20 protein-coding genes are annotated in these 21,970 nt (G+C 66.9%); 8 read left to right on the top strand and 12 right to left on the bottom strand.

Features of this window, described 5'->3' with window-relative positions:
- The first annotated feature begins 14 nt into the window (after window positions 1-14).
- Together ACZ9BC_RS04665 and ACZ9BC_RS04660 are read left to right on the top strand one after the other, a co-directional pair.
- Window positions 15-704 carry an IMPACT family protein gene (locus ACZ9BC_RS04665; RefSeq protein ID WP_476244971.1) on the top strand — a complete coding sequence of 230 codons (690 nt, stop codon included), beginning with the start codon at window positions 15-17 and terminating at the stop codon, window positions 702-704.
- Window positions 688-1,191, top strand: coding sequence for a GNAT family N-acetyltransferase (locus tag ACZ9BC_RS04660; RefSeq protein ID WP_476244970.1), 504 nt, complete (start codon window positions 688-690; stop codon window positions 1,189-1,191). The genes ACZ9BC_RS04665 and ACZ9BC_RS04660 overlap by 17 nt, the downstream gene beginning before the upstream one ends.
- A 110-nt stretch (window positions 1,192-1,301) precedes the next feature.
- Here the strand turns inward: ACZ9BC_RS04660 and rpsA are convergent, their stop codons facing one another.
- From rpsA to polA, 3 genes are all read right to left on the bottom strand, one after another.
- The gene (gene rpsA / locus ACZ9BC_RS04655; protein ID WP_079596020.1) at window positions 1,302-2,777 is read right to left on the bottom strand and encodes a 30S ribosomal protein S1; all 1,476 of its coding nucleotides are present in this window, start codon (window positions 2,775-2,777) and stop codon (window positions 1,302-1,304) included.
- A gap of 210 nt (window positions 2,778-2,987) precedes the next feature.
- The gene (locus ACZ9BC_RS04650) at window positions 2,988-4,286 is read right to left on the bottom strand and encodes a GNAT family N-acetyltransferase (protein WP_476244969.1); all 1,299 of its coding nucleotides are present in this window, start codon (window positions 4,284-4,286) and stop codon (window positions 2,988-2,990) included.
- Window positions 4,287-4,356: 70 nt separating this feature from the next.
- Entirely contained in the window at window positions 4,357-6,999 is a 2,643-nt protein-coding gene (gene polA / locus ACZ9BC_RS04645) for a DNA polymerase I (protein ID WP_476245391.1), read from the bottom strand.
- Window positions 7,000-7,219: 220 nt separating this feature from the next.
- Here polA and ACZ9BC_RS04640 point away from each other — a divergent pair, with 220 nt between their 5' ends.
- Window positions 7,220-7,696 (top strand): hotdog fold thioesterase, encoded by a 477-nt coding sequence (locus ACZ9BC_RS04640; RefSeq protein WP_181884702.1) that lies wholly within the window; start codon window positions 7,220-7,222, stop codon window positions 7,694-7,696.
- A 121-nt stretch (window positions 7,697-7,817) separates the two neighbouring features.
- Complete coding sequence (locus tag ACZ9BC_RS04635; RefSeq protein ID WP_476244968.1) at window positions 7,818-9,422, top strand: HNH endonuclease signature motif containing protein; 1,605 nt, start codon at window positions 7,818-7,820, stop codon at window positions 9,420-9,422.
- 54 nt (window positions 9,423-9,476) lie between these two features.
- On the opposite strand, the gene ACZ9BC_RS04630 is transcribed toward ACZ9BC_RS04635, so the two are convergent.
- From ACZ9BC_RS04630 to ACZ9BC_RS04610, 5 genes are all read right to left on the bottom strand, one after another.
- Window positions 9,477-10,037, bottom strand: coding sequence for a dihydrofolate reductase family protein (locus ACZ9BC_RS04630; protein ID WP_476244967.1), 561 nt, complete (start codon window positions 10,035-10,037; stop codon window positions 9,477-9,479).
- A gap of 47 nt (window positions 10,038-10,084) precedes the next feature.
- On the bottom strand, window positions 10,085-10,306 hold the full coding sequence (locus ACZ9BC_RS04625; RefSeq protein ID WP_079596015.1) for a hypothetical protein: 222 nt from the start codon (window positions 10,304-10,306) through the stop codon (window positions 10,085-10,087).
- Complete coding sequence (locus ACZ9BC_RS04620; RefSeq protein WP_476244966.1) at window positions 10,303-11,598, bottom strand: inorganic phosphate transporter; 1,296 nt, start codon at window positions 11,596-11,598, stop codon at window positions 10,303-10,305. The genes ACZ9BC_RS04625 and ACZ9BC_RS04620 overlap by 4 nt, the downstream gene beginning before the upstream one ends.
- 155 nt (window positions 11,599-11,753) lie before the next feature.
- A complete protein-coding gene (locus ACZ9BC_RS04615; protein ID WP_476244965.1) occupies window positions 11,754-12,260 on the bottom strand; it encodes an HAD domain-containing protein in 507 nt (168 codons plus the stop codon).
- Between the two features lie 18 nt (window positions 12,261-12,278).
- Window positions 12,279-12,965, bottom strand: a complete 687-nt coding sequence (locus tag ACZ9BC_RS04610) for a hypothetical protein (RefSeq protein ID WP_476244964.1) — start codon at window positions 12,963-12,965, stop codon at window positions 12,279-12,281.
- A 105-nt stretch (window positions 12,966-13,070) separates the two neighbouring features.
- Here ACZ9BC_RS04610 and ACZ9BC_RS04605 point away from each other — a divergent pair, with 105 nt between their 5' ends.
- Together ACZ9BC_RS04605 and ACZ9BC_RS04600 are read left to right on the top strand one after the other, a co-directional pair.
- On the top strand, window positions 13,071-14,684 hold the full coding sequence (locus ACZ9BC_RS04605; protein ID WP_476244963.1) for a helix-turn-helix transcriptional regulator: 1,614 nt from the start codon (window positions 13,071-13,073) through the stop codon (window positions 14,682-14,684).
- A gap of 167 nt (window positions 14,685-14,851) precedes the next feature.
- On the top strand, window positions 14,852-15,940 hold the full coding sequence (locus ACZ9BC_RS04600) for a class I SAM-dependent methyltransferase (protein ID WP_476244962.1): 1,089 nt from the start codon (window positions 14,852-14,854) through the stop codon (window positions 15,938-15,940).
- Window positions 15,941-15,969: 29 nt separating this feature from the next.
- On the opposite strand, the gene ACZ9BC_RS04595 is transcribed toward ACZ9BC_RS04600, so the two are convergent.
- Window positions 15,970-16,404, bottom strand: a complete 435-nt coding sequence (locus ACZ9BC_RS04595) for a VOC family protein (RefSeq protein WP_476244961.1) — start codon at window positions 16,402-16,404, stop codon at window positions 15,970-15,972.
- A gap of 121 nt (window positions 16,405-16,525) precedes the next feature.
- Between ACZ9BC_RS04595 and ACZ9BC_RS04590 the strand changes: the two genes are divergently transcribed.
- A complete protein-coding gene (locus ACZ9BC_RS04590; RefSeq protein ID WP_476244960.1) occupies window positions 16,526-17,146 on the top strand; it encodes an L-threonylcarbamoyladenylate synthase in 621 nt (206 codons plus the stop codon).
- A gap of 25 nt (window positions 17,147-17,171) precedes the next feature.
- Here ACZ9BC_RS04590 and ligD read toward each other — a convergent pair whose 3' ends face one another.
- The gene (gene ligD / locus ACZ9BC_RS04585) at window positions 17,172-18,194 is read right to left on the bottom strand and encodes a non-homologous end-joining DNA ligase (RefSeq protein ID WP_476244959.1); all 1,023 of its coding nucleotides are present in this window, start codon (window positions 18,192-18,194) and stop codon (window positions 17,172-17,174) included.
- Between the two features lie 69 nt (window positions 18,195-18,263).
- Between ligD and ACZ9BC_RS04580 the strand changes: the two genes are divergently transcribed.
- The gene (locus tag ACZ9BC_RS04580; protein ID WP_476244958.1) at window positions 18,264-18,941 is read left to right on the top strand and encodes an alpha/beta hydrolase family protein; all 678 of its coding nucleotides are present in this window, start codon (window positions 18,264-18,266) and stop codon (window positions 18,939-18,941) included.
- Between the two features lie 24 nt (window positions 18,942-18,965).
- Here the strand turns inward: ACZ9BC_RS04580 and ACZ9BC_RS04575 are convergent, their stop codons facing one another.
- Window positions 18,966-19,109, bottom strand: a complete 144-nt coding sequence (locus tag ACZ9BC_RS04575) for a hypothetical protein (protein ID WP_476244957.1) — start codon at window positions 19,107-19,109, stop codon at window positions 18,966-18,968.
- 155 nt (window positions 19,110-19,264) lie between these two features.
- A complete protein-coding gene (gene hrpB, locus ACZ9BC_RS04570) occupies window positions 19,265-21,895 on the bottom strand; it encodes an ATP-dependent helicase HrpB (protein WP_476244956.1) in 2,631 nt (876 codons plus the stop codon).
- Window positions 21,896-21,970: the final 75 nt, after the last annotated feature.

Genomic DNA, 21,970 nt, shown 5'->3' with positions numbered 1-21,970 from the left:
CTAGACTTGGGCGGATGCAGGAGCAAGACAGCAGGACCACCGCCTACACCACCCTTGCTGCCGGCCCCGATGTCCGCCACGAACTCGAGATCAAGCGCTCCCGGTTCATCACCGTCCTGCGGCGCGCCGGGACGGAGGACGACGCGCGGGACCTCGTGGCGTCCCTCCGCCGCGAATTCCACGACGCCCGGCACCACTGTTCCGCCTTCATCATCGGACCGGACCGGGATGTGCAGCGTTCCAGTGACGACGGCGAGCCGTCCGGCACGGCGGGCATTCCCATGCTCGAAGCACTCGCCAAAAGGGAGACAATGCCCGGGGTGGCCGACCTCAGCGACGTCAGTGCCGTCGTCGTCCGCTACTTCGGAGGGGTGCTGCTCGGGGCCGGCGGCCTGGTCCGCGCCTACTCCGAATCCGTCTCATCGGCCCTTGCCGCGGTTTCCATGGTGCGCCGGAGCCGGCTGCGGATCTGTTCCACGGCGGTGCCGCCCGCATCGGCCGGCCGGCTGGAAAACGATTTGCGCGCAGCGGGCTTTGTCATGGGCGAGACGAGCTACGGCGGCCGGGACACCGTGCTGCGCGTGGCCCTGCCGGACGAGCCGGCCTCCATCGAGGCTGCAGCCGAACGCCTGCGGTCCCTGACTGCCGGCAATGCCATGCTCACCCCCGAAGGGACGGAGTGGGTTGATGTCCCGCTCCCCTGACGTTTCCTTGGTGGACGTGGACGACGCCGTCATGGAAGCCCTCCTGGCCCTGGCAAAGCGCGACGCGTCCCCGGATGAGGTTGCACCGCCGCTGGGCGGGCCGGGCTGGAACCCGGAACGCACCGCCTGGTTCCGCAGCTACCACCGCGCCGCCGCGGACGGTCTGGACGGGGAGGCGGGTGAGAAGACGTGGGGCGTCGTGTCCGGCGGCACCCTCGCAGGGTCTGTGCGGCTCCGCCGGATCGACGACGGCGGCTGCGCCACTGCAGCCGAAACGGGCATTTGGCTCGGCAGGAGTTTCCGGTCCCAGGGGATCGGAAGTGCTGCGCTGCGGCTGGTCCTTGACGAGGCGCGCCAGGCTGGCCTGGCGCGGGTGGTTGCGCGCACCCTGGCGGGGAACCTGGGCGCGCAACGCCTCCTGGCCGGGCTTGGTTGCGACCTGACGCACGACGACGACGGGACGGTGGGCGCCGTCGTCGAACTTTAGGAAACGCCCGCCGTCAGGACACGCCGCCCGGCGGCTAAACGCAACAGGCCCCCTGCATTCCGCAGGGGGCCTGTTGCGTTGGCACCGGGACAGCCCGGTGCCGGTGGCAATTAGTTGCCGGTCAGCTTCTCGCGCAGAGCCGCAAGAGCCTCGTCCGAAGCCAGGGTGCCGGCGCCGGTGTCGGCGGCAGCAGGCTCGGAGGAGTAGCTGGTGGCGCCGGAGTCGCCGTCACCGGACGTTGCAGCAGCAGCGTCGTCGGCAGCGTGCTGGGCAACCTGCTTCTTGTGGGCTTCCCAACGGGTCTGGGCGTCAGCGTACTGCTGCTCCCAGGCGGCGCGCTGGTTCTCGTAGCCTTCAAGCCACTCGTTGGACTCGGGATCGAAGCCCTCGGGGTACTTGTAGTTGCCCTCTTCGTCGTACTCTGCGGCCATGCCGTACAGAGCGGGATCGAATTCGGTGCTGTCGGCGTCGACGCCCTCGTTGGCCTGCTTGAGGGACAGCGAGATGCGGCGGCGCTCGAGGTCGATGTCGATGACCTTGACGAACAGTTCGTCGCCAACGGAGACAACCTGCTCGGCCAGCTCCACGTGGCGGACAGCCAGCTCGGAGATGTGCACGAGGCCTTCGATGCCGTCTTCGACGCGGACGAACGCACCGAACGGAACGAGCTTGGTGACCTTACCCGGAACAACCTGGCCGAGGGCGTGGGTGCGGGCGAAGGTCTGCCACGGATCTTCCTGCGTAGCCTTGAGCGACAGGGAGACGCGCTCGCGGTCCAGATCCACCTCGAGAACCTCGACGGTGACTTCCTGGCCAACTTCGACAACCTCGGACGGGTGGTCGATGTGCTTCCAGGACAGCTCGGAAACGTGAACCAGGCCGTCTACGCCGCCCAGGTCCACGAATGCACCGAAGTTGACGATGGAGGAAACGACGCCGGGACGGACCTGGCCCTTTTCCAGCTTGTTGAGGAACGTGGAGCGGACCTCGGACTGGGTCTGCTCGAGCCATGCACGGCGGGACAGCACAACGTTGTTGCGGTTCTTGTCCAGCTCGATGATCTTGGCTTCGATCTGCTGACCGATGTACGGAGCAAGGTCGCGCACACGGCGCATCTCGACGAGGGATGCGGGCAGGAAGCCGCGCAGGCCGATGTCGAGGATAAGACCACCCTTGACAACCTCGATGACGGTACCGGTGACAACACCGTCTTCTTCCTTGACCTTCTCGATGTCGCCCCAGGCACGCTCGTACTGAGCACGCTTCTTGGAGAGGATCAGACGGCCTTCTTTGTCTTCCTTGGTGAGCACCAGGGCTTCGACCTGATCGCCAACGGAGACGACGTCTCCGGGATCAACGTCGTGCTTGATGGACAGCTCGCGGGAGGGGATGACACCTTCGGTCTTGTAACCGATGTCGAGCAAGACTTCATCGCGGTCGACCTTGACGACGGTACCTTCGACGAGGTCTCCGTCGTTGAAGTACTTGATGGTGGCGTCGACAGCTGCGAGGAAGTCCTCAGCGGTACCGATGTCGTTGATCGCGACTACGGGGGTACCGGGCTTCTCGGTGGAGGTGATGGTCATGTAGTAGGGGCTCCGTTGTGGATAGTTAGTCGGTCAGGCAAACCGGCGCGCCCGCGTTATGGAACGCAGGCGCGATTCGCGGTGAATCCGACGGATCCTCCGGGTCATCCTGATTTTGTGGATTGTAGAAAACGTGCACGTGGTACACGCCCATTTATTCTAGTCGCAGGCTGCAACAAGGGTCAAAGCGGCACCGTTGACACATCCCTGTCAGAAGTGCGTCATGCAGTGCGTGGCCCGCTCCACGGCGAACATCTGCCGGGCTTTGAGCGCGGCGCCGTCCGTGTTTTCCCGGATTTTTCCTGCTGCCGCCAGCGTGACGGGGCAGACGCCGCCCAGGTAGACCGAGGACAGCGCGGAGACGTCAAGCGCCAGGTCTGCCGCGGCGCCGTCCGGCAGGCGTTCGACGGCGGCCTTGCCGCCGTCGACTGCCAGCGCGTAGGTTCCCGCGGTGAGGTCCAGCGGGTCACGGAGGTCGAGGACGAGCTTGCCGTCAGCCGGGTAGTGCCGGGCTGCAAGGGCTTTGGGAGCGTCAAGGATCCGGAGCCAGAGCATATCCCTGCTGTCCGAGGATTCGATGCAGCGGGGATCGGTGAGGGCCCAGGCCAGGGGGTCGTCCAGCGGGGCCACATTCCAGGAGACGCACTCCACGAGGTCGATGGCCGCCAGATACTGCCACAGTTCGAGGTAGGCGTCATTGGTGGCTGCCAGCAGGTCCACGACCTCCACGGTGTACGGCTTGATGTCCCAGCCCAGGAACTTGTACGAGACGTAGCCGTCAACGTCACCGCCAGGGCCATAGTGGAGGGCCACCTTGACGGCGGGATCCTCCTTGCCTTCGTGGCCCATTGACCCGGAGGCCAGTTGGCGGTACCACTCCTGCCGGCCGATGGATCCCGGGGTCAGCCCGTGCACACGCTCAAAGACCGCGGGAGCCAGGTCCAGCAGGGCTTTGGGGTCGGCAACCTCCACACTTCCCGTGGCTTGGTGCTGCAGGTTGAACCGCGTGGTGGTGTCCACTTTGACCGCCCGCTCGAAGCTGGCCACACCGTAGCCGAAACGTCCGTAGATGGTCCCTTCGGAAGCGGTGAGCGCTGCCATGGCGATGCCGTCCTCCCTGGCCAGCCGCAGGTCCTCGCCCATCATGCGGCGCAGCAGGCCCCGGCGGCGGTGCGAGGTCCGCACCGTCACCGAGGTGACCAGCTGGGTGTCCAGGGTCCGGCCGAACCCGATGTTGAGGGTCTTGCGGAACGTCGCGAAAGTGGCCACTGGCACTTCCGCGGGCATCGACGACGGCGCCACCGTCCCCGTCTGGTACACCCCGGTGAGGACACGTCCGTCTGCCTCGTAAGTGGCCAGGGCCTTTGCCACATGCTCTGGCGTCCGGGTGGACTCGTGGAACCCGAAGGACACGGCCCGGCTCCAGGTGTCCGCTTCGGTGTAGCCGTCCTGTCCTTTGGATACCGCGCCGAAGCGCCGGATTTCATAGTTTCCGCTCAGATCAGCCATTTGTCCGAGCCTAGTCAATGATTCCGGCGCCTGGCCAGCATAAACACGCCGGTCACGCGGAGCGCACGCGTTAGTGGCCGGCGTCGTACCAGCTGGGTCCGACGCCGATCTGGACCTCCAGGGGCACGCTGAGGTCCGCTGCGGCGCCCATCTGCTCGGTGACGAGCTTCTCCACGGCCTCGCGCTCCCCCGTGGCCACTTCGAGGACGAGTTCGTCGTGGACCTGCAGCAGCATCCGGGACTCCAGGCCCTGGGCCTGCAGTCCGGCATGGACTCCCAGCATGGCGCGCTTGATGATGTCCGCGGCCGAGCCCTGGATGGGGCTGTTGAGGGCGATGCGTTCAGCGTTTTCCCGCAGTTGCCGGTCCGTGCTGGTGAGGTCCGGCAGGTAGCGGCGGCGTCCTTCGATGGTGGCGGTGTACCCGTCCACGCGGGCCTGGTCGACTACGCCGCGCAGGTAGTCTCGGACGGCGCCGAACCGGTCGAAGTAGTCCTTCATGAGGGTGCGGGCCTCGTCGACGGAGATCTCCAGCTGCTTGGACAGGCCGAAGGACGTCAGCCCGTACGCGAGCCCGTAGGACATGGCTTTGACCTTCGATCGCATGGCGCTGGTGACTTCGCTGGTGGGCACGTGGAAGATGTTCGAGCCCACGAACCGGTGCAGGTCCTCGCCGTCGCGGTAGGCCTGGATCAGGCCCTCGTCGCCGGACAGGTGTGCCATGATCCGCATCTCGATCTGCGAGTAGTCGGCGGACAGCAGGCATTCGTAGCCCTCGCTGACCACGAAGATTCCGCGGACCCGGCGGCCTTCCTCACTGCGGATGGGGATGTTCTGCAGGTTGGGGTTGTTCGAGGAGATCCGGCCGGTGGCCGCTACGTTCTGGGCGTAGGTGGTGTGGATGCGGCCGTCTTCCGCCACGGACTTCTTCAGCGACTCGAGCATCTGCCGCAGCTTGGATGCCTCACGGTGCGCCATGAGCTGGACCAGGAACTCGTGCCCGGTTTTCTCCAGGAGGTTCTTCAGCGAGGCGGCGTCTGTGGTGTAGCCGGACTTGATCTTCTTGGTCTTGGGCAGCTGGAGCTCGTCGAACAGGACGGTCTGCAGCTGTTTGGGCGATCCCAGGTTCACTTCGTGGCCGATGGCCGCGAACGCCTGCTCCTGGGCGTGGTCGATGACCCTGGCAAGATTGGCAAGCTGCTCATCCATGCGGTCCATGTCGATGGAGATGCCGGCAAGTTCCATGTCGGCCAGGACCCGGCTAACCGGCAGTTCGAGGGTGGACAGCAGCTCCTCCGCCTTGCGCTCATTGAGCTCGGTCTCGAAGTATCGGCTGAGGGACTGCACGACGGCGGCTGCCTGGACCAGTGCGTCCGCGGCGGCGGTATCGTCCCCGTCAAATGACAGTTCCAGCTGTCCGGCCTTGGCGGTGGCGGCAGGAATGCCGACATTGAGGTGGTGCTGGGCGAGTTCGTCGAGTTCGTAGGAGCGGCGGTCGGGCTGGATGAGGTACCCGGAAATCGAGGTGTCGTCCACCACGCCCTCCAGCTCCAGCCCGCGTGCCGTCAGTGCCTTCAGGGCGGCCTTGAAGCCGTGCATCACCTTGGGCGCTTCGGGGTCCCGCAGCCAGCCGGCCAGCACGTTCTCGGTCTCCGCATCCTGGCCGGACAGGTCGACGTAAACAGCGGCATCGTCCCGGACGATGGCCAGCGCTGCGGCGTCCTCGCCGATCCGTCCGGGAATGAGGTCCACCGCCAGGGCCGAGCGCTGCCCCGCCCCCGCGGCCAGGAATGCCTCCAGTTCGGCGGCGCTGGCAGGTGTGGTGTACTCCGGGGCGTCGATGCTCTCCCGCTCGGCAGCCGGTGTTTCTTGGTCACTGTAGAGGGCGAAGAGCCGGCTGCGGATGGTCTTGAACTCAAGCTGGTCGAACAGATCCTCCAGCGCTGCCTGGTCCGGGCGCGGCTGGTACAGGTCATCAAGCGTGACGGGAAGCTCCAGGTCCGTATGGAGCTGATTGAGCATCCGGTTCCGCTTCACGTTGTCGACGTTCTCCCGCAGGGCGTCGCCCACCTTCCCGCCGATGGAGTCCAGGTGCTCAAGGACGCCTTCGAGTCCGCCGTAAAGGTTGATCCACTTGGCCGCGGTCTTCGGGCCGACGCCGGGCACACCGGGAAGGTTGTCCGCGGTCTCCCCCACCAGCGCGGCAAGGTCTGAGTACCGGGACGGGCTGACGAAGTACTTGGCTTCGATGGCAGCGGCGTCCATCCGCGGGATGTCGCTCACGCCCTTCTTGGGATAGAGCACGAAGACGTTGTCCGTGATGAGCTGGAACGCGTCCCGGTCACCCGAAACCAGCAGCACCTCAAATCCTGCCTTCTCACCCATTGCGGCAAGGGTTGCAAGGATGTCATCCGCCTCGTAGCCCGGCAGCTTGATGGTCTTGATGCCCCAGGCCTCCATGACCTGCGCGATGAGGTCGATCTGGCCGCTCATCTCCCGGGGAGTCTCATTCCGGCCGCCCTTGTACTCGCTGTACTGGGACTTGCGGTGCGTGGTCTCGTCCGAAACGTCGAAGGCCACAGCGATGTGGGTGGGCTGCTGTTCCTTGATCAGGTTAATCAGCATGGACGTAAAGCCGTGGATGGCGTTCGTGTGCTGCCCGTTCATCGTGGAGAACTTGTCCGCGGGCAGGGCGAAGAAGGCACGGAAAGCCATGGAGTGGCCGTCCAACACCAGGAGCCTCGGCTGGCCCGTCATGGGCACCACGGGGGCAGCGGTAGCTGAAACGGATTCACCGGCGGAGGCAGGAACTTTCTCCTTGACGGCGGTGCCGCCCTGGGCGCTTCCGCCTTCCAGGGCGGGGTCCTGCGGAAGAACTTGGGACGGAAAAGGGGCCGGTTTGGTTGTTTCACTCACAGGTGCCAGCCTAGTTGGCATGATGGACAATTTCACGCCCGGACCATTCGCTGACGAGCTGACGGCCGCGGGCGTCCCGGATCACCTGCACGGCTGGCTGGGCCGGTTTGGGATCGGGGCCCTGGTGGTGAAAATGGGGATCCATTTCCTCGAGATGAGCCCGGAACGGACCGTCGCCACCATGCCTGTAGAGGGAAACACGCAGGTGGCAGGAATCCTGCACGGCGGCGCGCATGTTGTGCTCGCCGAAACGCTGGGCTCGTTTTCGGCGGGCATGCATGCCGGGCAGGGCCGCCACGCGGTAGGCATCGAGGTCAGCGCCACCCATCACCGGTCCATCTCTAAAGGGGTTGTCACCGGGACGTGCACGGCCATCCACCTGGGCCGGACACTGGCCACGCACGAGATCGTGATGACGGATGAGCACGGCAGGCGGCTTTCCACGGCAAGGATCACCAACATGATCCGGGACAACGCCGAGCCGCCCCAGGGATAGCGGGACTTTCCCCCACGTCGTTTTCGCAGCGGACCCGGCACGGGACACGGCGCCCCATAGCTCGTAGCGTTGACCGGCCCGGAACGGACTGATTGTCGTACCCTCCTGGGATGCTTTCGGTATGCAAACGAACCCTGTGGTGGTGCAGGCAGAGGAAGCGGTTGACGCCTCTGTTGCTGCGTTTACTGCTGTGCTGGCTGGCAGCGGTTTCGCCGTTTCCGGTGCTGTCTCCCTTGCCCCCGGCAGGGCTGAGGCTCCGGCTGGAGTTGATGATGACCCGTTGGGGCGGGCTGCTGACGGAGCCTTGGATGTCCTTGCCGGGGTAGCCCGGTGCGAAGCGAAGCTGGCCGCGTTGAAGGTGCAGGCCGTGGCGGTGTTGACCGCGGCCCTGAAGGCCTTGGACGCTCCGGCCGCCTCAGCATACGCGGCTATGGCGCAGGACAGGAGCTTGGTCGCTGAGGTCGGGTGTGCGCTGGCTATTGGGGACCGGGCCGCTGGTGCCCTGCTGGCTGAGTCCCATGCCCTGACCACCTCCCTGCCCCGTACGCTGGCGGCCCTGCAGTCAGGGATGGTCTCCTGGGCCCACGCCCGGACAATGGTGGAACAAACGGTGACCCTTGACCCCGCGGCGGCCAGCGCGCTGGAGGCGCACTTCCTTGACCCGGGCGCACCCAACCCGGCCGGGGGCTGTCCGGTCGGGGAGATGCCCGCGTACCGGTTCAGAGCCAAAGCCCGGATGTGGCGGGAACGGCACCACCCGGAAAGCCTGGAGAAGCGCCACGCCAGGTCCGTCGCGGACCGGCGCGTCGAGCACTGCCCGGACAACGACGCGATGGCCTGGATCTCCGCCTACCTGCCCGCGGTAACCGCCACTGCGATCTGGAACCACTGCACCGCCGCGACGCGCCGGCTGGAGGGCCCGAACGAGCGGCGCACCCTTTCCCAGCGGCGCGCCGACGAATTCACCGCAGCACTCCTCGACGGGAACAGCACCGGCGCCGTCCGCTACGGCCGCGACGGTGCTGATGGGGCAGACGCAGCCCGCGGGGAGGAAGGGGCTTCCGGGCCGTCGTCGTGGATCAGGCCGCAGGTGCTGGTCACGGTGCCCGTGTTCTCGCTGATAGGACTGACCGACGAGCCGGCGATGCTGGACGGGCACGGCCCAATTCCGGCGTCGATGGCCCGGGACCTCGTCGCCAACGGGGCCGGGTCGTTTTATCGGGTGCTGGTGGATCCCCGTGACGGGGCGCCGTTGGAGATCGGCCGCACGAGCTACCGGGTCGGCACCGCGATGCGGAACTGGCTGCGGATGCGGGACGGCAAGTGCCCCTTCCCGGGCTGCAGCAACCACTCCCTCGACAACGAAGCCGACCACATCCTCGCCTGGCATCACGGGGGCACCACCGGCATCAGCAACCTGGGACAGCCCTGCCCGAAACACCACAAGCTCCGACACACCAGCGCCTGGAAACCAACCCCGGCCACGAAGAATGATCCACCCGGCTGGATCTCACCGTCCGGCCGAAGATACAAAAGCGAAGAGCAGGACTGGGAACCACCACACTGGCCTGAACAACGGAGACCGGAGGTGGAACCTGAACCACAAAGCAACGGGCGCCTCTACCCGACACTGTCTGATGCTGTCCGCGGCCATGTGGACTTCGTCCCCAGCGGGCTGTCCCCGGGTGAAGACGGTCTGGCGAGGTTCCTCCACGCCCGCACGTGAACGGCCAGGCGCATCGGGTTCGGGTTTCGACAGGCTCAACCACCGCACGTTACGTCAGGCGCTGTTGTCCGCGGGCGCCTTCAGCAGGTACCGCGACTCCACAATGCCCCTCCCCAGGGCGCGTGAGGAAGTCAGCTCAAGGGGCGGCGTCGGCCCTGAGAGCGGCAGCAGTCGCTTGCCCTCGCCCAGCACCACGGGGATGACCGAAAGGATGATCTCGTCCAGCAGGCCCGCCTCGGCGAACTGGGCGGCGAGGTTGCCACCGCCCACCAGCCAGATGTTTTTGCCGCCCGCGTCGTGCCGGAAATCCCCGACGAATTCCGTGACGTCACCCCGGACGAAGGTGATGTCCGCGCCCGCAGGGGCGGTGTACTCATGCCGGGTGAACACATAACTGGGCGTGCCTGCGTAGGCCCACTTGTCCGGCTCGTGTTCCATCAGCCAGGCGTACGTCTCTCCGCCCATCACGATGCAGCCCACGCCGGCCATGAACGACTCATAACTTTCGTTGCCGCCATCGAAGCCGTCAAACTGCAGGAGCCAGCCGAGGTCGTCCGTGGGTGTGGCTATGAAGCCGTCCAGTGAAGCAGCTACGAAGTATTGGATCCGTGACATGGAGCCAGCCTAGCCAACCGTCGAGGCACTGCCCAGAGGGGCCCGGACTAGCCCGAGAAGTACGGGATGATCAGGTAGAGCCCGAAAAGGACCGCCAGGCTGCACAGCCCGAAGCACACGTACGCAAAGGACTTCTTGATCCCGGGGGACGTCTGCTGGGCATCGGCGGCGATGGCAGTCAGCCGGACCCCCAGCGAGTACAGGACCACCACGGTGACCGCGGCAATCAGGGTGGCACCGGCAACGGTCAGGAGTTCCAACCACTTCATCGCTGAGTCTCCTTGGAGGTGTTGGCGCCGGCCTCGGCGTTGGCATCAGTGTCAGCATCGGCAACGACAGGGGTATCCGTCGTTGTCTTTGCCTTGGCCTTGGCATTCGCGCGGGCACGTGCCATGGCCTTCTTCTTGGCGAACCGGACAGCCTGCCCGGCTTCCTCGACCTCGATGGCGTTGTGGTGGCCCACCGCGGACTTACGTGAGTAGAAGAACATAAAGAGTACGGCTGCGGTGCCGGCCACCGCGGCGATCAGCACACCTACCACACCCGTCTTGACCAGCAGGGCGGTCAGTGCGCCCACGATGCCTGCCGCGGGAAGCGTGAAGAGCCAGCCGAGGGCGATTTTGCCCACCATGCTCCAGCGGACGCTGGTTCCCTTGCGGCCCATTCCCGAACCGATCACGGAACCGGAGGCCACCTGCGTGGTGGACAGGGCGAAGCCCAGGTGGGAGGAAGCCAGGATCGCCGAAGCGGTGCTGGTTTCGGCGGCGAAGCCCTGGGCCGGCTTGACCTCGGTAAGCCCGGCGCCCATGGTGCGGATGATGCGCCAGCCGCCGGCATATGTGCCGATGGCGATGGCGAAGGCGCAGGCGGCAATGACCCAGAACTGCGGACCGGAACCGGGATCCTGGGTACCTGCGGCAATCAGGACCAGCGTGATGATGCCCATGGTCTTTTGTGCGTCGTTGGTGCCGTGGGCCAGCGCCACAAGGCTTGACGTGAAGATCTGACCGGTGCGGAATCCACCGCGCTTCTGGGTGAGCTTGCTGCCGGTTTCCGGGTCATGCCGCGAGGTCAGGGCGTAGGCAAGGCGGGTACAGACGTACGCGACAATGCCCGCGATGAGCGGGGCGAAGATCGCCGGGAGGATGACCTTCTGCATAAGGCCTTCGAGATTGATCGAGTTGAAGCCGATACCCGCGATGGCAGCACCGATGAGGCCGCCGAACAGGGCGTGGGAGGAACTCGACGGCAGGCCCTTGAGCCACGTGATCATGTTCCACAGGATGGCGCCCATGAGGCCGGCGAAAATGATGTCCGGCGTAATTTGGATGCCGTCCGAGCCTTCACGGATGATGCCGCCGGAAACCGTCTTGGCCACCTCGGTGGACAGGAACGCGCCCACCAGGTTGAGGATGGCAGCGAGGGTCACCGCGGTCTTCGGTTTGATGGCACCTGTTGCGATGGGCGTGGCCATGGCATTCGCGGTGTCGTGGAAACCGTTCGTGAAGTCGAAAAATAGTGCCAGTGCGATGACCAGCGCCACCATGAAGGTGATATCCACCTGTTGCCCAATCTGCAGAGTCGACGTTCAGCAGTTTCTGTCCCCCGGTTGCTGTGCTGCACAGCATAATTCACCAGCTGTTCGCTTGGAATGACCTGTGGCGTTAACACAACCGGCGTGAAACCCTATCGATCGTACGCGTCCGTGGCATCAGGTCAAAACAACGGCCGGCTGAGAAAAGAGCGGACAGCTGCCAGTTCATCAGGTGCTATTCCCCGCCGTGGATTCGGGGAGACCGCCAGCATCCTCCGTCCCAGGAGCCGAGCCCAGGACTGCGCCTCCGCTTCGAAGGCCAGCTGGTCATCGATCCACACGGCAGCCTCCGGGCCGGTGGTTTCCACGTCCTCCTGAATGGCGCGAAGCTTCCACCAGCCGTTCCCGCTGCCTTCGCCCGTAGCCGTCAGATATGGCCAGGCCCCGCCTTCCACGCCGATGGCGGGGCACAGGTACTGCGGGGCGAGGTCCTCCCAGCTGGTGAGCCAGACGCACCGCACGCCGTCCGTCCGCGCCAGGGCATTGAGTCCCGCCACGAGTTCCGTTGCATAGGCAACGGGAAGAAGACCGGCGTCGGCACGGTGCCAGGCAGAACCCCACGGGGTAGTTCCTTCCGGGCCAAACGGACAGATGACGCCGTCGACGTCGATGTAGAGCGTGCGTGCCACGCTGCCCCTTCCAGCCGCTCAGGCGGGCCCGGACTCCGACGGCTGCCGTCCAGCATCCAGTCCCGGCGCCACCCGTTCCTCCAAGGCGGCGATGGTCACGTCCGGCAGGACGATCAGTCCGTCTAGCTCCCGGCGGGCCCGCTTGTAGGCTGCCTGGCGTTCGGCCGGCGTAGCAGCATGGTTCTCCGCGATCATCAGCAGCTTCCGGGCCGTGGCCAGCCGCTCACGCTCGGGACCGGAAAATTTGCTGTCCCGGATCCGCCGGGCTTCCCGTTCGGCAACTTCGAGCGCCACGGCAAAGCTGTTGACGGCATGGCGGTACGCCTCAAGCCGTGCGGGAGACGTGATGTCAGCGGCCGAGGCCGGCCGCTGGCCGTCAGCGTCGCGTTTGGCGCGGAGGAAGGCGACCGTGAGGGGTTCCCTGACGTCCGTCATGAGCGGAAAGTCGATGAGTTTTCCGACGTCGAGTTCGTAGTCCAGCCAGCGGCTGTTGGTGGCGTCATGGGCGGCCATCAGGGCTTCCACTTCAGCTGTGGACGCCTTTTCTGCCTCACGGGCCCGGTTCTTCAGTTTGTACAGTTCCACCCTCCGCTGGTGGCGGCGCTCACTGGCTTTGCGCCAGCTGTTGGCATAGTGGCCGGCAAACGCGCTGAGCGGAAAGACCAGCCACCATTTGTCGGAGAGGAACTCAAGAAGTGACTCCACCCGTCCATCCTCGCAGTCGCCCGCTGCGGCCTCAAGGAGTTCGGCATCCTGCTGTTCCGTCCGGGCGCGCGGCAGTACGCTAAAGGCGTCATCCGGGAGACGGGCATGCCAGAACTGGACCAGCTGCTGACGTCCGGGCGGGAAGCGTTCGCCCGGCGGGACTGGCCCGCGGCCGCCAACAACCTTGCGGCAGCAGCCCGCCAGGCGCCGCTTTCTACCCGGGACCTGGAAGCCCTGGCAAGCTCGGCCTGGTGGCTGGGCAACGTGCCCGGGGCGCTGGCCGGGGCTGAAGAACTCTACCGGCGGCTCAACGACGCCGGCGACCGCCCCGGTGCTGCCATGACGGCCATCAACCTCTCCCTGCGCTGGGGCACCCGCGGGGACCTGGCGCTCGCCTCCGGGTGGCTGAACCGGGCCCGGCGGAACCTCGACGGCCTCGAGGACATTCCCGCCTACGGCTACCTCCTGTACGTGGAAGCGTCCATGTCCCTGGACTTCGACGGCGACGCGGCACCCGTGGCCGGCGCGTCCGCGGCCCTGGTGGAACTGTGGCGGACCCACCGGGACCCGGCACTGCTCTGCTTCGCCCGGATATTGTCCGGCCTGGCCTTGGTGCGCAGCGGACAGACGGCGGCGGGCTTCAGCGACATCGACGAAGCCATGCTTCCCGTCCTTGCCGGCGAAGTGCCGGCCGAGTGGAGCGGCGACATCTACTGCACGGTGACCCACCTCTGCCATGCGCTGGGCGACTACGCCCGAATGCGCGCATGGACGCAGGCGCTGGAGCATTGGACGTCCGGCCTGTCCCGCACCTTCGTCTACGCCCGGGTGACGCGCGTCCACGAACTCCAACTGCTCAGCACCGAGGGGGCGTGGGAGGACGTCATCCGGGAAATCGGGCCACTGAGCGAAGAACTGGCCGCCGCCCACGGCTGGATGGCCGGCGCCGGCTTCTACGAACTGGGTGACATCCTCCGCCTCCGCGGTGACAGCTCCGGTGCCGCCCAGGCATTTTCCCGGGTCCGCGGGACGGGGCTGGACCCGCAGCCGGGTGAGGCGCTGCTGCTCCATGCCGCCGGGCACCACGGCCAGGCACTGGAGCAACTCAGCCGTTCCCTGGGCGAGGGCAATCCCCTGGACCGCGCCCGGCTCCTGCTTCCTGCAACCGAAATCGCGCTCGCCTGCCGGCAGCCAGACCTCGCTGCAGCCTACTGCGGCGAGCTGGAACAGATCGCGGAGCGGTTCGCTTCGCCGGGCTTCCTCGCCTGGGCCAGCCATGCCCGGGCGCACCTGCTGCTGTCCTCCGGCATGCCGGCAGAAGCAGCGGCAGCACTGGAATCCGCGGCCCGCATCTACCGCAGCCAGCGTGCCCGCTACAGCATCGCCCAAGTACATGAACTGCTCGCTGCGTGCAGGACATCCATGCACCAACAGGCCGCCGCGGAGGCAGACATGGCCACTGCCCTCGCCATCTACCGGCAGCTTGGCGCACTGCCGGACGTCCGGCGGCTCGAGCCAGGGCTGCCGGGCGGGCTCACCGCGCGGGAGGCGGAGGTGCTCGCCCTTGTCAGCCGCGGAGCCAGCAACCGGGATGTGGCAGGCGCCTTGGTCCTCAGCGAAAAGACCGTGGGACGCCATCTGGCCAACATCTTCCAAAAGATCGGCGTGACATCGCGGACGGGCGCAGCCGGCTGGGCCCGGGAACACCGCTTGCTCTAGGGCCCTCCGCGTGGCGCTAACAGGCTGCAGCATCTGCCCCATCCCTGCGCGGAAAGATGCACATTCCACCCGACGCGGGCGCCCGCTCCCCCGCCATAGCGTCGGAGTATCCGAACACCCAAAGGTCCGGGCAACGGGCCCGGGGACAAACAAGGAAAGGGCGGATCATGACCACGTACCAGGCGGAGCCAGCCACGGAATCAGCCGAAGCAGCAGCGGAGGCTGCCGCGGAACGGCTCGTGGGCATCCTTAATGACGGTTCCGTAGCCGTGCTCGCGAGCATCGGCCACCAGACGGGACTGTTCGAAACGCTGGCCGGCCTGCCTCCCGCCACCAGCGTCCAGATCGCCGACGCGGCGGGGCTGATTGAGCGCTACGTCCGCGAGTGGCTGGGCGGAATGGTGACTGCACGCTTCATCGATTACGAGCCCGGTGCGAAGACGTATTTCCTGCGGCGGGACATTGCCCCCTCCGTCAGCGGACCGGGAGTGGCCAACCTTGCGCGGACGCTCACGTACGTAACGTTGATGGGCGAGGTTGCCGGCAAGGTGGTGGAGAAATTCCGTACGGGCGGCGGCCTGGACTATTCCGACTACCCGGGCTTCGTCCAGATCCAGGCGGCAGACAGCGCCTCGGTCCATGATGCCTCGCTGGTGGACACCATCCTTCCGCTGTCCGGCAGGATTGAGCACCTGCGCGCCGGCATCCGGGTGGCCGATATCGGCTGCGGTGCGGGCCACGCAGTGAACCTGATGGCGCAGGCCTTTCCCGCCAGCAGCTTCGTGGGCTACGACTTTTTCGCGGAAGCCCTTGACGCCGGGCGGGCCGAGGCGCAACGGCTGGGACTGCCCAACGTCCGGTTCGAGCTGCGCGACGCCGCCGCCCTGGACCTCCGGGAAGAACTGGACCTGGTCACCGTTTTCGACGCCGTCCACGACCAGGCCCACCCGGCCGCCGTGCTCCGCAATATCTGGGAGGCACTGAAGACGGGCGGGACCTTCCTGATGGTGGACATGAAGGCCTCCAGCAACCTCGAGGACAACATCGACCTGCCCTGGGCTGCCTTCCTCTACGCCATCTCCACCACCCACTGCATGTCCGTTTCACTGTCCCAGGGCGGGGACGGGCTGGGGACCGTGTGGGGCGTCCAGCAGGCCGAACGGCTGGTCAGGGACGCCGGTTTCCAGGACGTCCGGGCGGTGGACCTGGACGAAGACCCGTTCAACGCCTACTTCGTGGCGTCAAAACAGGGCTAGCCCGTCTCAATCGGGCGCGTCCGGCAGGATCAGGGCGCGCCCGTGGTGCCCTGGGCAGCGTTGACGTTGACCAGCCAGGCAACGCCATAGCGGTCCGTGCACATTCCGAAGATGTCACCCCAGGGGGACTTTTCCAACGGAACCGTGACCGACCCGCCGTCGCCGCTCAGCTTTTCGTAATAGCCGCGGAGTTCCGCCTCGTCCTCGCCGCTGAGGGAGATGGAGATGGCTGAACCCTGGCTGTACTCCATGCCATTGGGGGTGTCGGCCCCCATCAGGACCAGGCCCTGCGGGGTGGTCAGCATGCCGTGCATGATCTTGTCCGCTTCCGCGGGATCCTCACTGGCCTGGTACTCCCCGAAGGTGCTGACCCGCAGTTCCCCGCCGAACACTGACTGGTAGAAGTTCATCGCCTCGCGGGCGTTGTCCCGGAAGCTGAGGTACGGATTGAGGACAGTTGGCATGGCTTGTTCTCCTTGCTGTGGGGACTGACATGGACCAGACAACATCCTGCCCCAAAGAAGGGCGCGCTGGTAGGGGGCTTTGACGTGCGGGTTGGCGCCTTCGGAACGTAGGCTCGGAGGCATGGCCAGATACTTCGACGTTCATCCCCAGGACCCCCAGCCCAGGGCGATTGCCCAGGCGGTCCGCATCCTGCTCGACGGCGGGCTGATCGCCTACCCCACGGACTCCTGCTATGCGCTGGGCGCGCAGCTGGGGAACAAGGATGCGCTGGACCGGATCAGGAGTATCCGCCAACTGGACGACAAGCACCACTTCACGCTGGTCTGCCGTGACTTCGCCCAGCTGGGCCAGTTCGTGAACATCGGCAACGACGTCTTCCGCAGCATCAAGTCGGTTACGCCGGGAAGCTACACGTTTATCCTTCCGGCCACCCGGGAAGTCCCCAAGCGCCTGCTGCATCCGAAGAAAAAGACCGTGGGCGTCAGGATCCCGGACAACCGGGTGGTGTCGGCGCTGCTGGCCGAGCTCGGCGAACCCCTGTTGTCAAGCACCCTGCTGCTGCCCGACGAGGAAGAGCCGCTGACCCAGGGGTGGGACATCAAGGAACGGCTGGACCACCAGGTGGACGCCGTGATCGATGCCGGCGACTGCGGCGCGGAACCCACCACGGTGGTGGACTTTTCCAGCGGCGTGGCCGAGGTGGTCCGGCAGGGCGCGGGCGACCCCTCCCGCTTCGAATAGGCTTCGGCCGGGTCCCGGCGTCCCGTCAGTCCTGCTTCTTCGCCCGGCTCGGCTGGACCCGCGGCGGTTCCCCCGGCATTTTGGGGTAGTCCGGCGGAAACGGCAGCTCACCCAGGCCGGCTTTGCTGTCCCGCTCCCACCACTCGAGCAGTGTGTCAATGCTGCCCGGATTCCTGTGGAAGCCGGCCCAAGGGTCCCCTGTGGTCCGGAGCCGTTCCGGGACGGTCAGGATGGTGAAGTTCTTGGGATCGGCGTTCTCCAGCTCATCCCACGTGATGGGGCAGGACACCGGGGCGTGCGGCAAAGCCCGGGGACTGTAGGCACCGGCGATGGTGCGGTCCCGGTTGGCCTGGTTGAAGTCGAGGAAAATCCGCTGGCCACGCTCTTCCTTCCACCAGGCGGTGGTCACCTTCTCCGGCATCCGCCGCTCCACCTCCCGGGCGGCGGCAATTACGGCGTGCCGGACATCCAGGAATTCCCGGGTGGGCTGGATGGGCGCGTAGACGTGGAGGCCCCGGTTTCCCGAGGTCTTGATGAAGCACTCGAGTCCGGCCTCGGCCAGGACCTCCTTCAGCACCAGGGCCGCGGGGACCGCATCATCGAAGTCCGTCCCCGGCTGCGGGTCCAGGTCGATCCGCAACTGGTCCGGGTTATCGGGGTTTCCGGCCCGCGACGGCCAGGGATGGAATACCACGGTGTTCATCTGCGCAGCCCACACTGCGGCTGCCGGTTCATCCAGGACGAGCATGGGATGCGAACGGGCGCTCGGGAAGACTACTTTCACTGAGCGCATGAATTCAGGGGTCCCCTTGGGCGGGTTCTTCGAAAAGAACTGCTCGCCGTCCACGTTGTCCGAGTACCTCTGCAGCGCCACGGGCCGGTCACCGTTCGCGGCAATGAACGCCTCGCCCACCTCGCAGAGGTACTGGACCAGGTCCAGCTTGGTGAGGCCGAGGTCCGGCCACAGGACCCTGCTGGGGCTCGAAATGCGCATCTCGCGCTCGCCGTGGGGGCCCGGAACCGTGATTTTTGTCTGTTCGCTCGCCATGGGGACAACGTACACCCCGCCGTCCGGATGCCGGCACATTTCCGGACGTCCCTGCGGCATGATGGAGACATGCCCGCCGAAGAATCAGACATTCCGCTTGCCGTTGGCGAGGTCACCGTCTCCGCCGCTTATGCCCGCCCGGACAATCCCTGGGCCACAGTGGTGGTCGCCCACGGTGCCGGCGCTGGAATGGAGCACCCCTTCCTGCGCGGGTTCACGGATGCACTGAACTCCCTGGGCCTGGCAACGCTGCGCTTCAACTTCCCCTACCGTGAAGCCGGGCGGCGGTTCCCGGACCGCCCGCCGGCCGCTATTGCCACCTGGAATGCGGCGATGGCAGCTGCTACGGAACGCGCAGCAACCCACGGGGACTCCGGCCCCCTGTGGGCGGCGGGCAAATCATTTGGCGGCCGGATGGCGTCCATGGCAGTGTCCGAAGGAATGGCGGCGGCGGGACTGATCTACCTCGGGTATCCGCTGCACCCGCCCGGAAAGCCGGAGAAGCTGCGGGATGAACACCTGTACGGGATGATCACGCCCATGTTGTTCCTGCAGGGCACCCGCGACACGTTTGCCACGCCGGAAATCCTGCAGGACGTCGTGTCACGCATAGGACCGTCCGCCGTTCTTCAGTGGATGGACGGCGGCGACCATTCCTTCGCCGTCGCAGGTGCCAAACGGCCGGCCGGTGAGATCGGGGCTTCGCTGGCCGCTCCGGTGGCCGACTTTATCCGGGCCGCCGGCTAGGTACGCCCGCCCGGCTCCATCCGGTTACGCTGCTTCCTCGTGCCACCAGCCCTCCCACGCTGTGGAGGTGAGCCGGCCTTCGGGAAAATCGTTCTTCCCGCTGCCGCCGTTGTAGGACCGGTTGTCATCACTGCGCCGGCCGTCGAGCAAAAGGTTAAAGAGAAACATCGGTTTGTCCTTCCATGTGGGGTATGGACCACGCTGTCCACGTACCACCGAGCGTAGCCAAGGCATGTTTCAGCACGTCGACGCGACGTTTCAGGTGTGTATCGGAGTTCTCACGCAGCCGCCGGAGGCCGGTGGCATGTGCCCGGAAGGAACCCCTACTTGCGCGGCTTGGCCCGTGCTGTGGCCGGGGCAGTCCAGGGATCCTCCGGCCATGGGTGCTTGGGATAGCGGCCGCGCATCTCTGCCCGGACCTGGGCATAGGGACCGGACCAAAAGGACGTGAGGTCACCGGTTACGGCCAGCGGGCGCCGGGCCGGGGACAGCAGGTGGAACAGGACCGGAACCGTGCCGTTCACCAGCCGGGGCGAATCGGCCAGGCCGAAGCATTCCTGCAGCTTGACGGCCACCACAGGCGGCGCGGTGTCCTCGTCGTGATGGGGGTAGTCAATCCTGATCCGTGAGCCGCTGGGAACCTCCAGCCATTCCGGGGCCAGCTCATCCAGCCGGCCGGCCTCCGGCCAGGGCAGCAGGCGGCGCAGCGGCTGGGTGAGGTCCAACGCCGCGACGGCGCCTCCCGCCGCAAGGCTTTCAAGTTCGGGACCCAGCCAGTCGTCCAGGCGCAGCAGGAGGGCGGCGTCCGAGACGTCGGGCCACGGCCCGCCCAGCTCCCGGTGCAGGAAGGCAAGACGGCGGCGTAAGGCGTCGGCCGCCGTCGACCATTCCAGGACGGCAAGGCCCTCCTTGTGCAGGGCTCCGGCCACGGCCGCCTTGCCTTCGGCGGGTGAGGGACGGACAGGGGTGTCTGCGAGCACGATCGCACCCAGGCGCCGGACTTTCCGTGCCGTAACACGTCCCTGGACGAACTGCGCCTCGACCGTTTCCGCCAGGAGGTGCGAGGCGGCTGCTTGGGCGAGCTCGGCGTTGAGCGGCGCAGCGGTCCGGATGACGGCGCCGGTGCCGGCCGAGTCCCTGCCCTCCGCCCGCGACACTTCGGCCACGGCCAGCCATTCGTACCCGGATAGGCTGCTTCCCGCCGGCAGGCCGGCACGCGTCCCGGACGACAGCAGGTACCGTGCAGGCCCGTCACCGGGCACGAGCCGGGCCACCCGGTCCGGAAAGGCCAGGGCGACGACGGCACCCACCACCTCGGTGCCGGCCACACCAAGGGTGGGGGCGCCGGAGGATCCGGGGTTTCCCACGTCCCGGGCAAGGGCCCGCAACCGCTTTGACTCGTCCGCCCAGCGCCGGCCCGCCGGCCCGGAGTCGCCACGGAGCTGGGACAACAGGCGCGGAAGGTCAGCACCGGGAGCACGGTGGTCTCCGGCGATGGCGGCCACCACCTCGGCCGCCTCCCGGGCACCGATGGTTGCCGCGCCGTCCAGCAGGGCGCGGGCAAGCCGCGGGTCGGCAGGAATTCCGGCAAGGGTGCGCCCCGTTGCGGTGGCGTGGCCGTCTGCTGACACGGCACCCAGTTCCCTGAGAATCTCGACGGCGTCATCCAAGGCTTGCCGCGGCGGCATGTCCGGCAGGGCGAGCCCTTCGCCCCCCGGCGATCCCCAGCACGCCAGCGTCAATGCGGCGCCGGTCAGGTCCGCCACCTTGATCTCGGGCGTGACATGGGCAGGCGCTGCCCCATAAGCCTGCTGCGCGTAGCAGCGGACCACAGTGCCCGGACCTTGGCGGGCCGCCCGGCCTGCGCGTTGATCCGCCGATGCCCGGGAGCAGGAGACAGTGACCAGGCCGCTCATGCCACGGCCGGCATCCCGCCGGGGCTCCCGGGTCAGCCCGGAATCGATGACCAGCCGGACGCCCGGGACGGTCAGTGAGGACTCCGCCAGATCGGTTGAAACGATAATCCGGGCATTGTCCCCCGGCCGCCGTCCGGACACTGCCCGGTCCTGCTCCGCCGCACCTGCCTGGCCATGCAACTCCAGCACATCGACGCCTTCCCCCAGCCGGCCGCGGAGGCCTGCCGCCACCTGCGAGACCTCCCGGGCGCCGGGGACGAAAACCAGGGCATCCACGGAGCCGTCCCCGGCCAGGGCGCGGGCGTAGGCGCGTGCCGCTGTTTCCACGAGGTGGTCGAGGAAGCTGCGGGCCACTCCCCTGGTGTCCAGCCGCGGGCCCGGTGCAGGTTCCCACTGGACATCCAGCGGATGAAGCACGGACGGGCAGTCGACGACGGGAGCCGCGGGACCGCCGTCGGGGTCCCCCAGCAGGGCGGCGAACCGGGGAGCGTCGAGGGTTGCCGACATGGCCACGACGGTGAGGTCGCTGCGCAGCTGGCGGACTTCGGCGAGCATGCCGATCAGCAGGTCCGTCTCCAGTCCGCGCTCGTGGACTTCGTCCAGGACGACGGCGGCAACGCCGTCAAGGCCGGGATCGGCCAGCAGGCGGCGCAGGAGGATGCCGGGCGTCACGAACTCGACGAGGGTATCGGGACCCGCCTGCCGTTCGCCGCGCACGGTGTAGCCCACGCGGCCGCCAAGCCGGCTGGCGTCCAGGAAGGAAAGCCTGCGCGCAGCGGAACGTGCCGCCACCCGCCGCGGCTGGGTGACCACAACCCTGCCCGTGCCGGAGACGAGGTTCGCGAGCAGCGGCGGGACGAGTGTTGTTTTCCCGGTGCCGGGCGGTGCCTGCACCACAGCCGAACCAGCGGCCGGCCCGTTGTCCAGGGCCTCCCCCAGGTCCGGAAGGGAACCTGCGAAGGCCAGGCCGGCACCGATGGCACCGAGGTCGAAGGCTTTCCCGGTGTTGCGCCGGCCGGGCGGGTTTGAAGAAGTCACCCGTCCATTCTGCCCGGACCCCTTCCCCTTCCGCGGGTTCCCCTTGCCCGTTCCCTCACCCGGGGTGGCCGGGGC

It is taken from the genome of Pseudarthrobacter sp. TE3704, from assembly GCF_056279405.1.
Note: the sequence above shows the minus strand (reverse complement) of the source record. Positions and strands in the feature narration are given on the sequence as shown.

Bases quoted from the DNA above. Each gene is read 5' to 3' on its own strand.
- ACZ9BC_RS04630 (WP_476244967.1), bottom strand. From the start codon at position 10,037: ATGTCACGGATCCAATACTTCGTAGCTGCTTCACTGGACGGCTTCATA.
- ACZ9BC_RS04640 (WP_181884702.1), top strand. From the start codon at position 7,220: ATGATGGACAATTTCACGCCCGGACCATTCGCTGACGAGCTGACGGCC.
- ACZ9BC_RS04625 (WP_079596015.1), bottom strand. From the start codon at position 10,306: ATGAAGTGGTTGGAACTCCTGACCGTTGCCGGTGCCACCCTGATTGCC.
- ACZ9BC_RS04590 (WP_476244960.1), top strand. From the start codon at position 16,526: ATGGCCAGATACTTCGACGTTCATCCCCAGGACCCCCAGCCCAGGGCG.
- ACZ9BC_RS04660 (WP_476244970.1), top strand. From the start codon at position 688: ATGTCCCGCTCCCCTGACGTTTCCTTGGTGGACGTGGACGACGCCGTC.
- ACZ9BC_RS04595 (WP_476244961.1), bottom strand. From the start codon at position 16,404: ATGCCAACTGTCCTCAATCCGTACCTCAGCTTCCGGGACAACGCCCGC.
- rpsA (WP_079596020.1), bottom strand. From the start codon at position 2,777: ATGACCATCACCTCCACCGAGAAGCCCGGTACCCCCGTAGTCGCGATC.
- ACZ9BC_RS04580 (WP_476244958.1), top strand. From the start codon at position 18,264: ATGCCCGCCGAAGAATCAGACATTCCGCTTGCCGTTGGCGAGGTCACC.
- ACZ9BC_RS04635 (WP_476244968.1), top strand. From the start codon at position 7,818: ATGCAAACGAACCCTGTGGTGGTGCAGGCAGAGGAAGCGGTTGACGCC.
- ligD (WP_476244959.1), bottom strand. From the start codon at position 18,194: ATGGCGAGCGAACAGACAAAAATCACGGTTCCGGGCCCCCACGGCGAG.
- ACZ9BC_RS04575 (WP_476244957.1), bottom strand. From the start codon at position 19,109: ATGTTTCTCTTTAACCTTTTGCTCGACGGCCGGCGCAGTGATGACAAC.
- ACZ9BC_RS04650 (WP_476244969.1), bottom strand. From the start codon at position 4,286: ATGGCTGATCTGAGCGGAAACTATGAAATCCGGCGCTTCGGCGCGGTA.
- ACZ9BC_RS04600 (WP_476244962.1), top strand. From the start codon at position 14,852: ATGACCACGTACCAGGCGGAGCCAGCCACGGAATCAGCCGAAGCAGCA.
- polA (WP_476245391.1), bottom strand. From the start codon at position 6,999: ATGGCTTTCCGTGCCTTCTTCGCCCTGCCCGCGGACAAGTTCTCCACG.
- ACZ9BC_RS04665 (WP_476244971.1), top strand. From the start codon at position 15: ATGCAGGAGCAAGACAGCAGGACCACCGCCTACACCACCCTTGCTGCC.
- ACZ9BC_RS04605 (WP_476244963.1), top strand. From the start codon at position 13,071: ATGCCAGAACTGGACCAGCTGCTGACGTCCGGGCGGGAAGCGTTCGCC.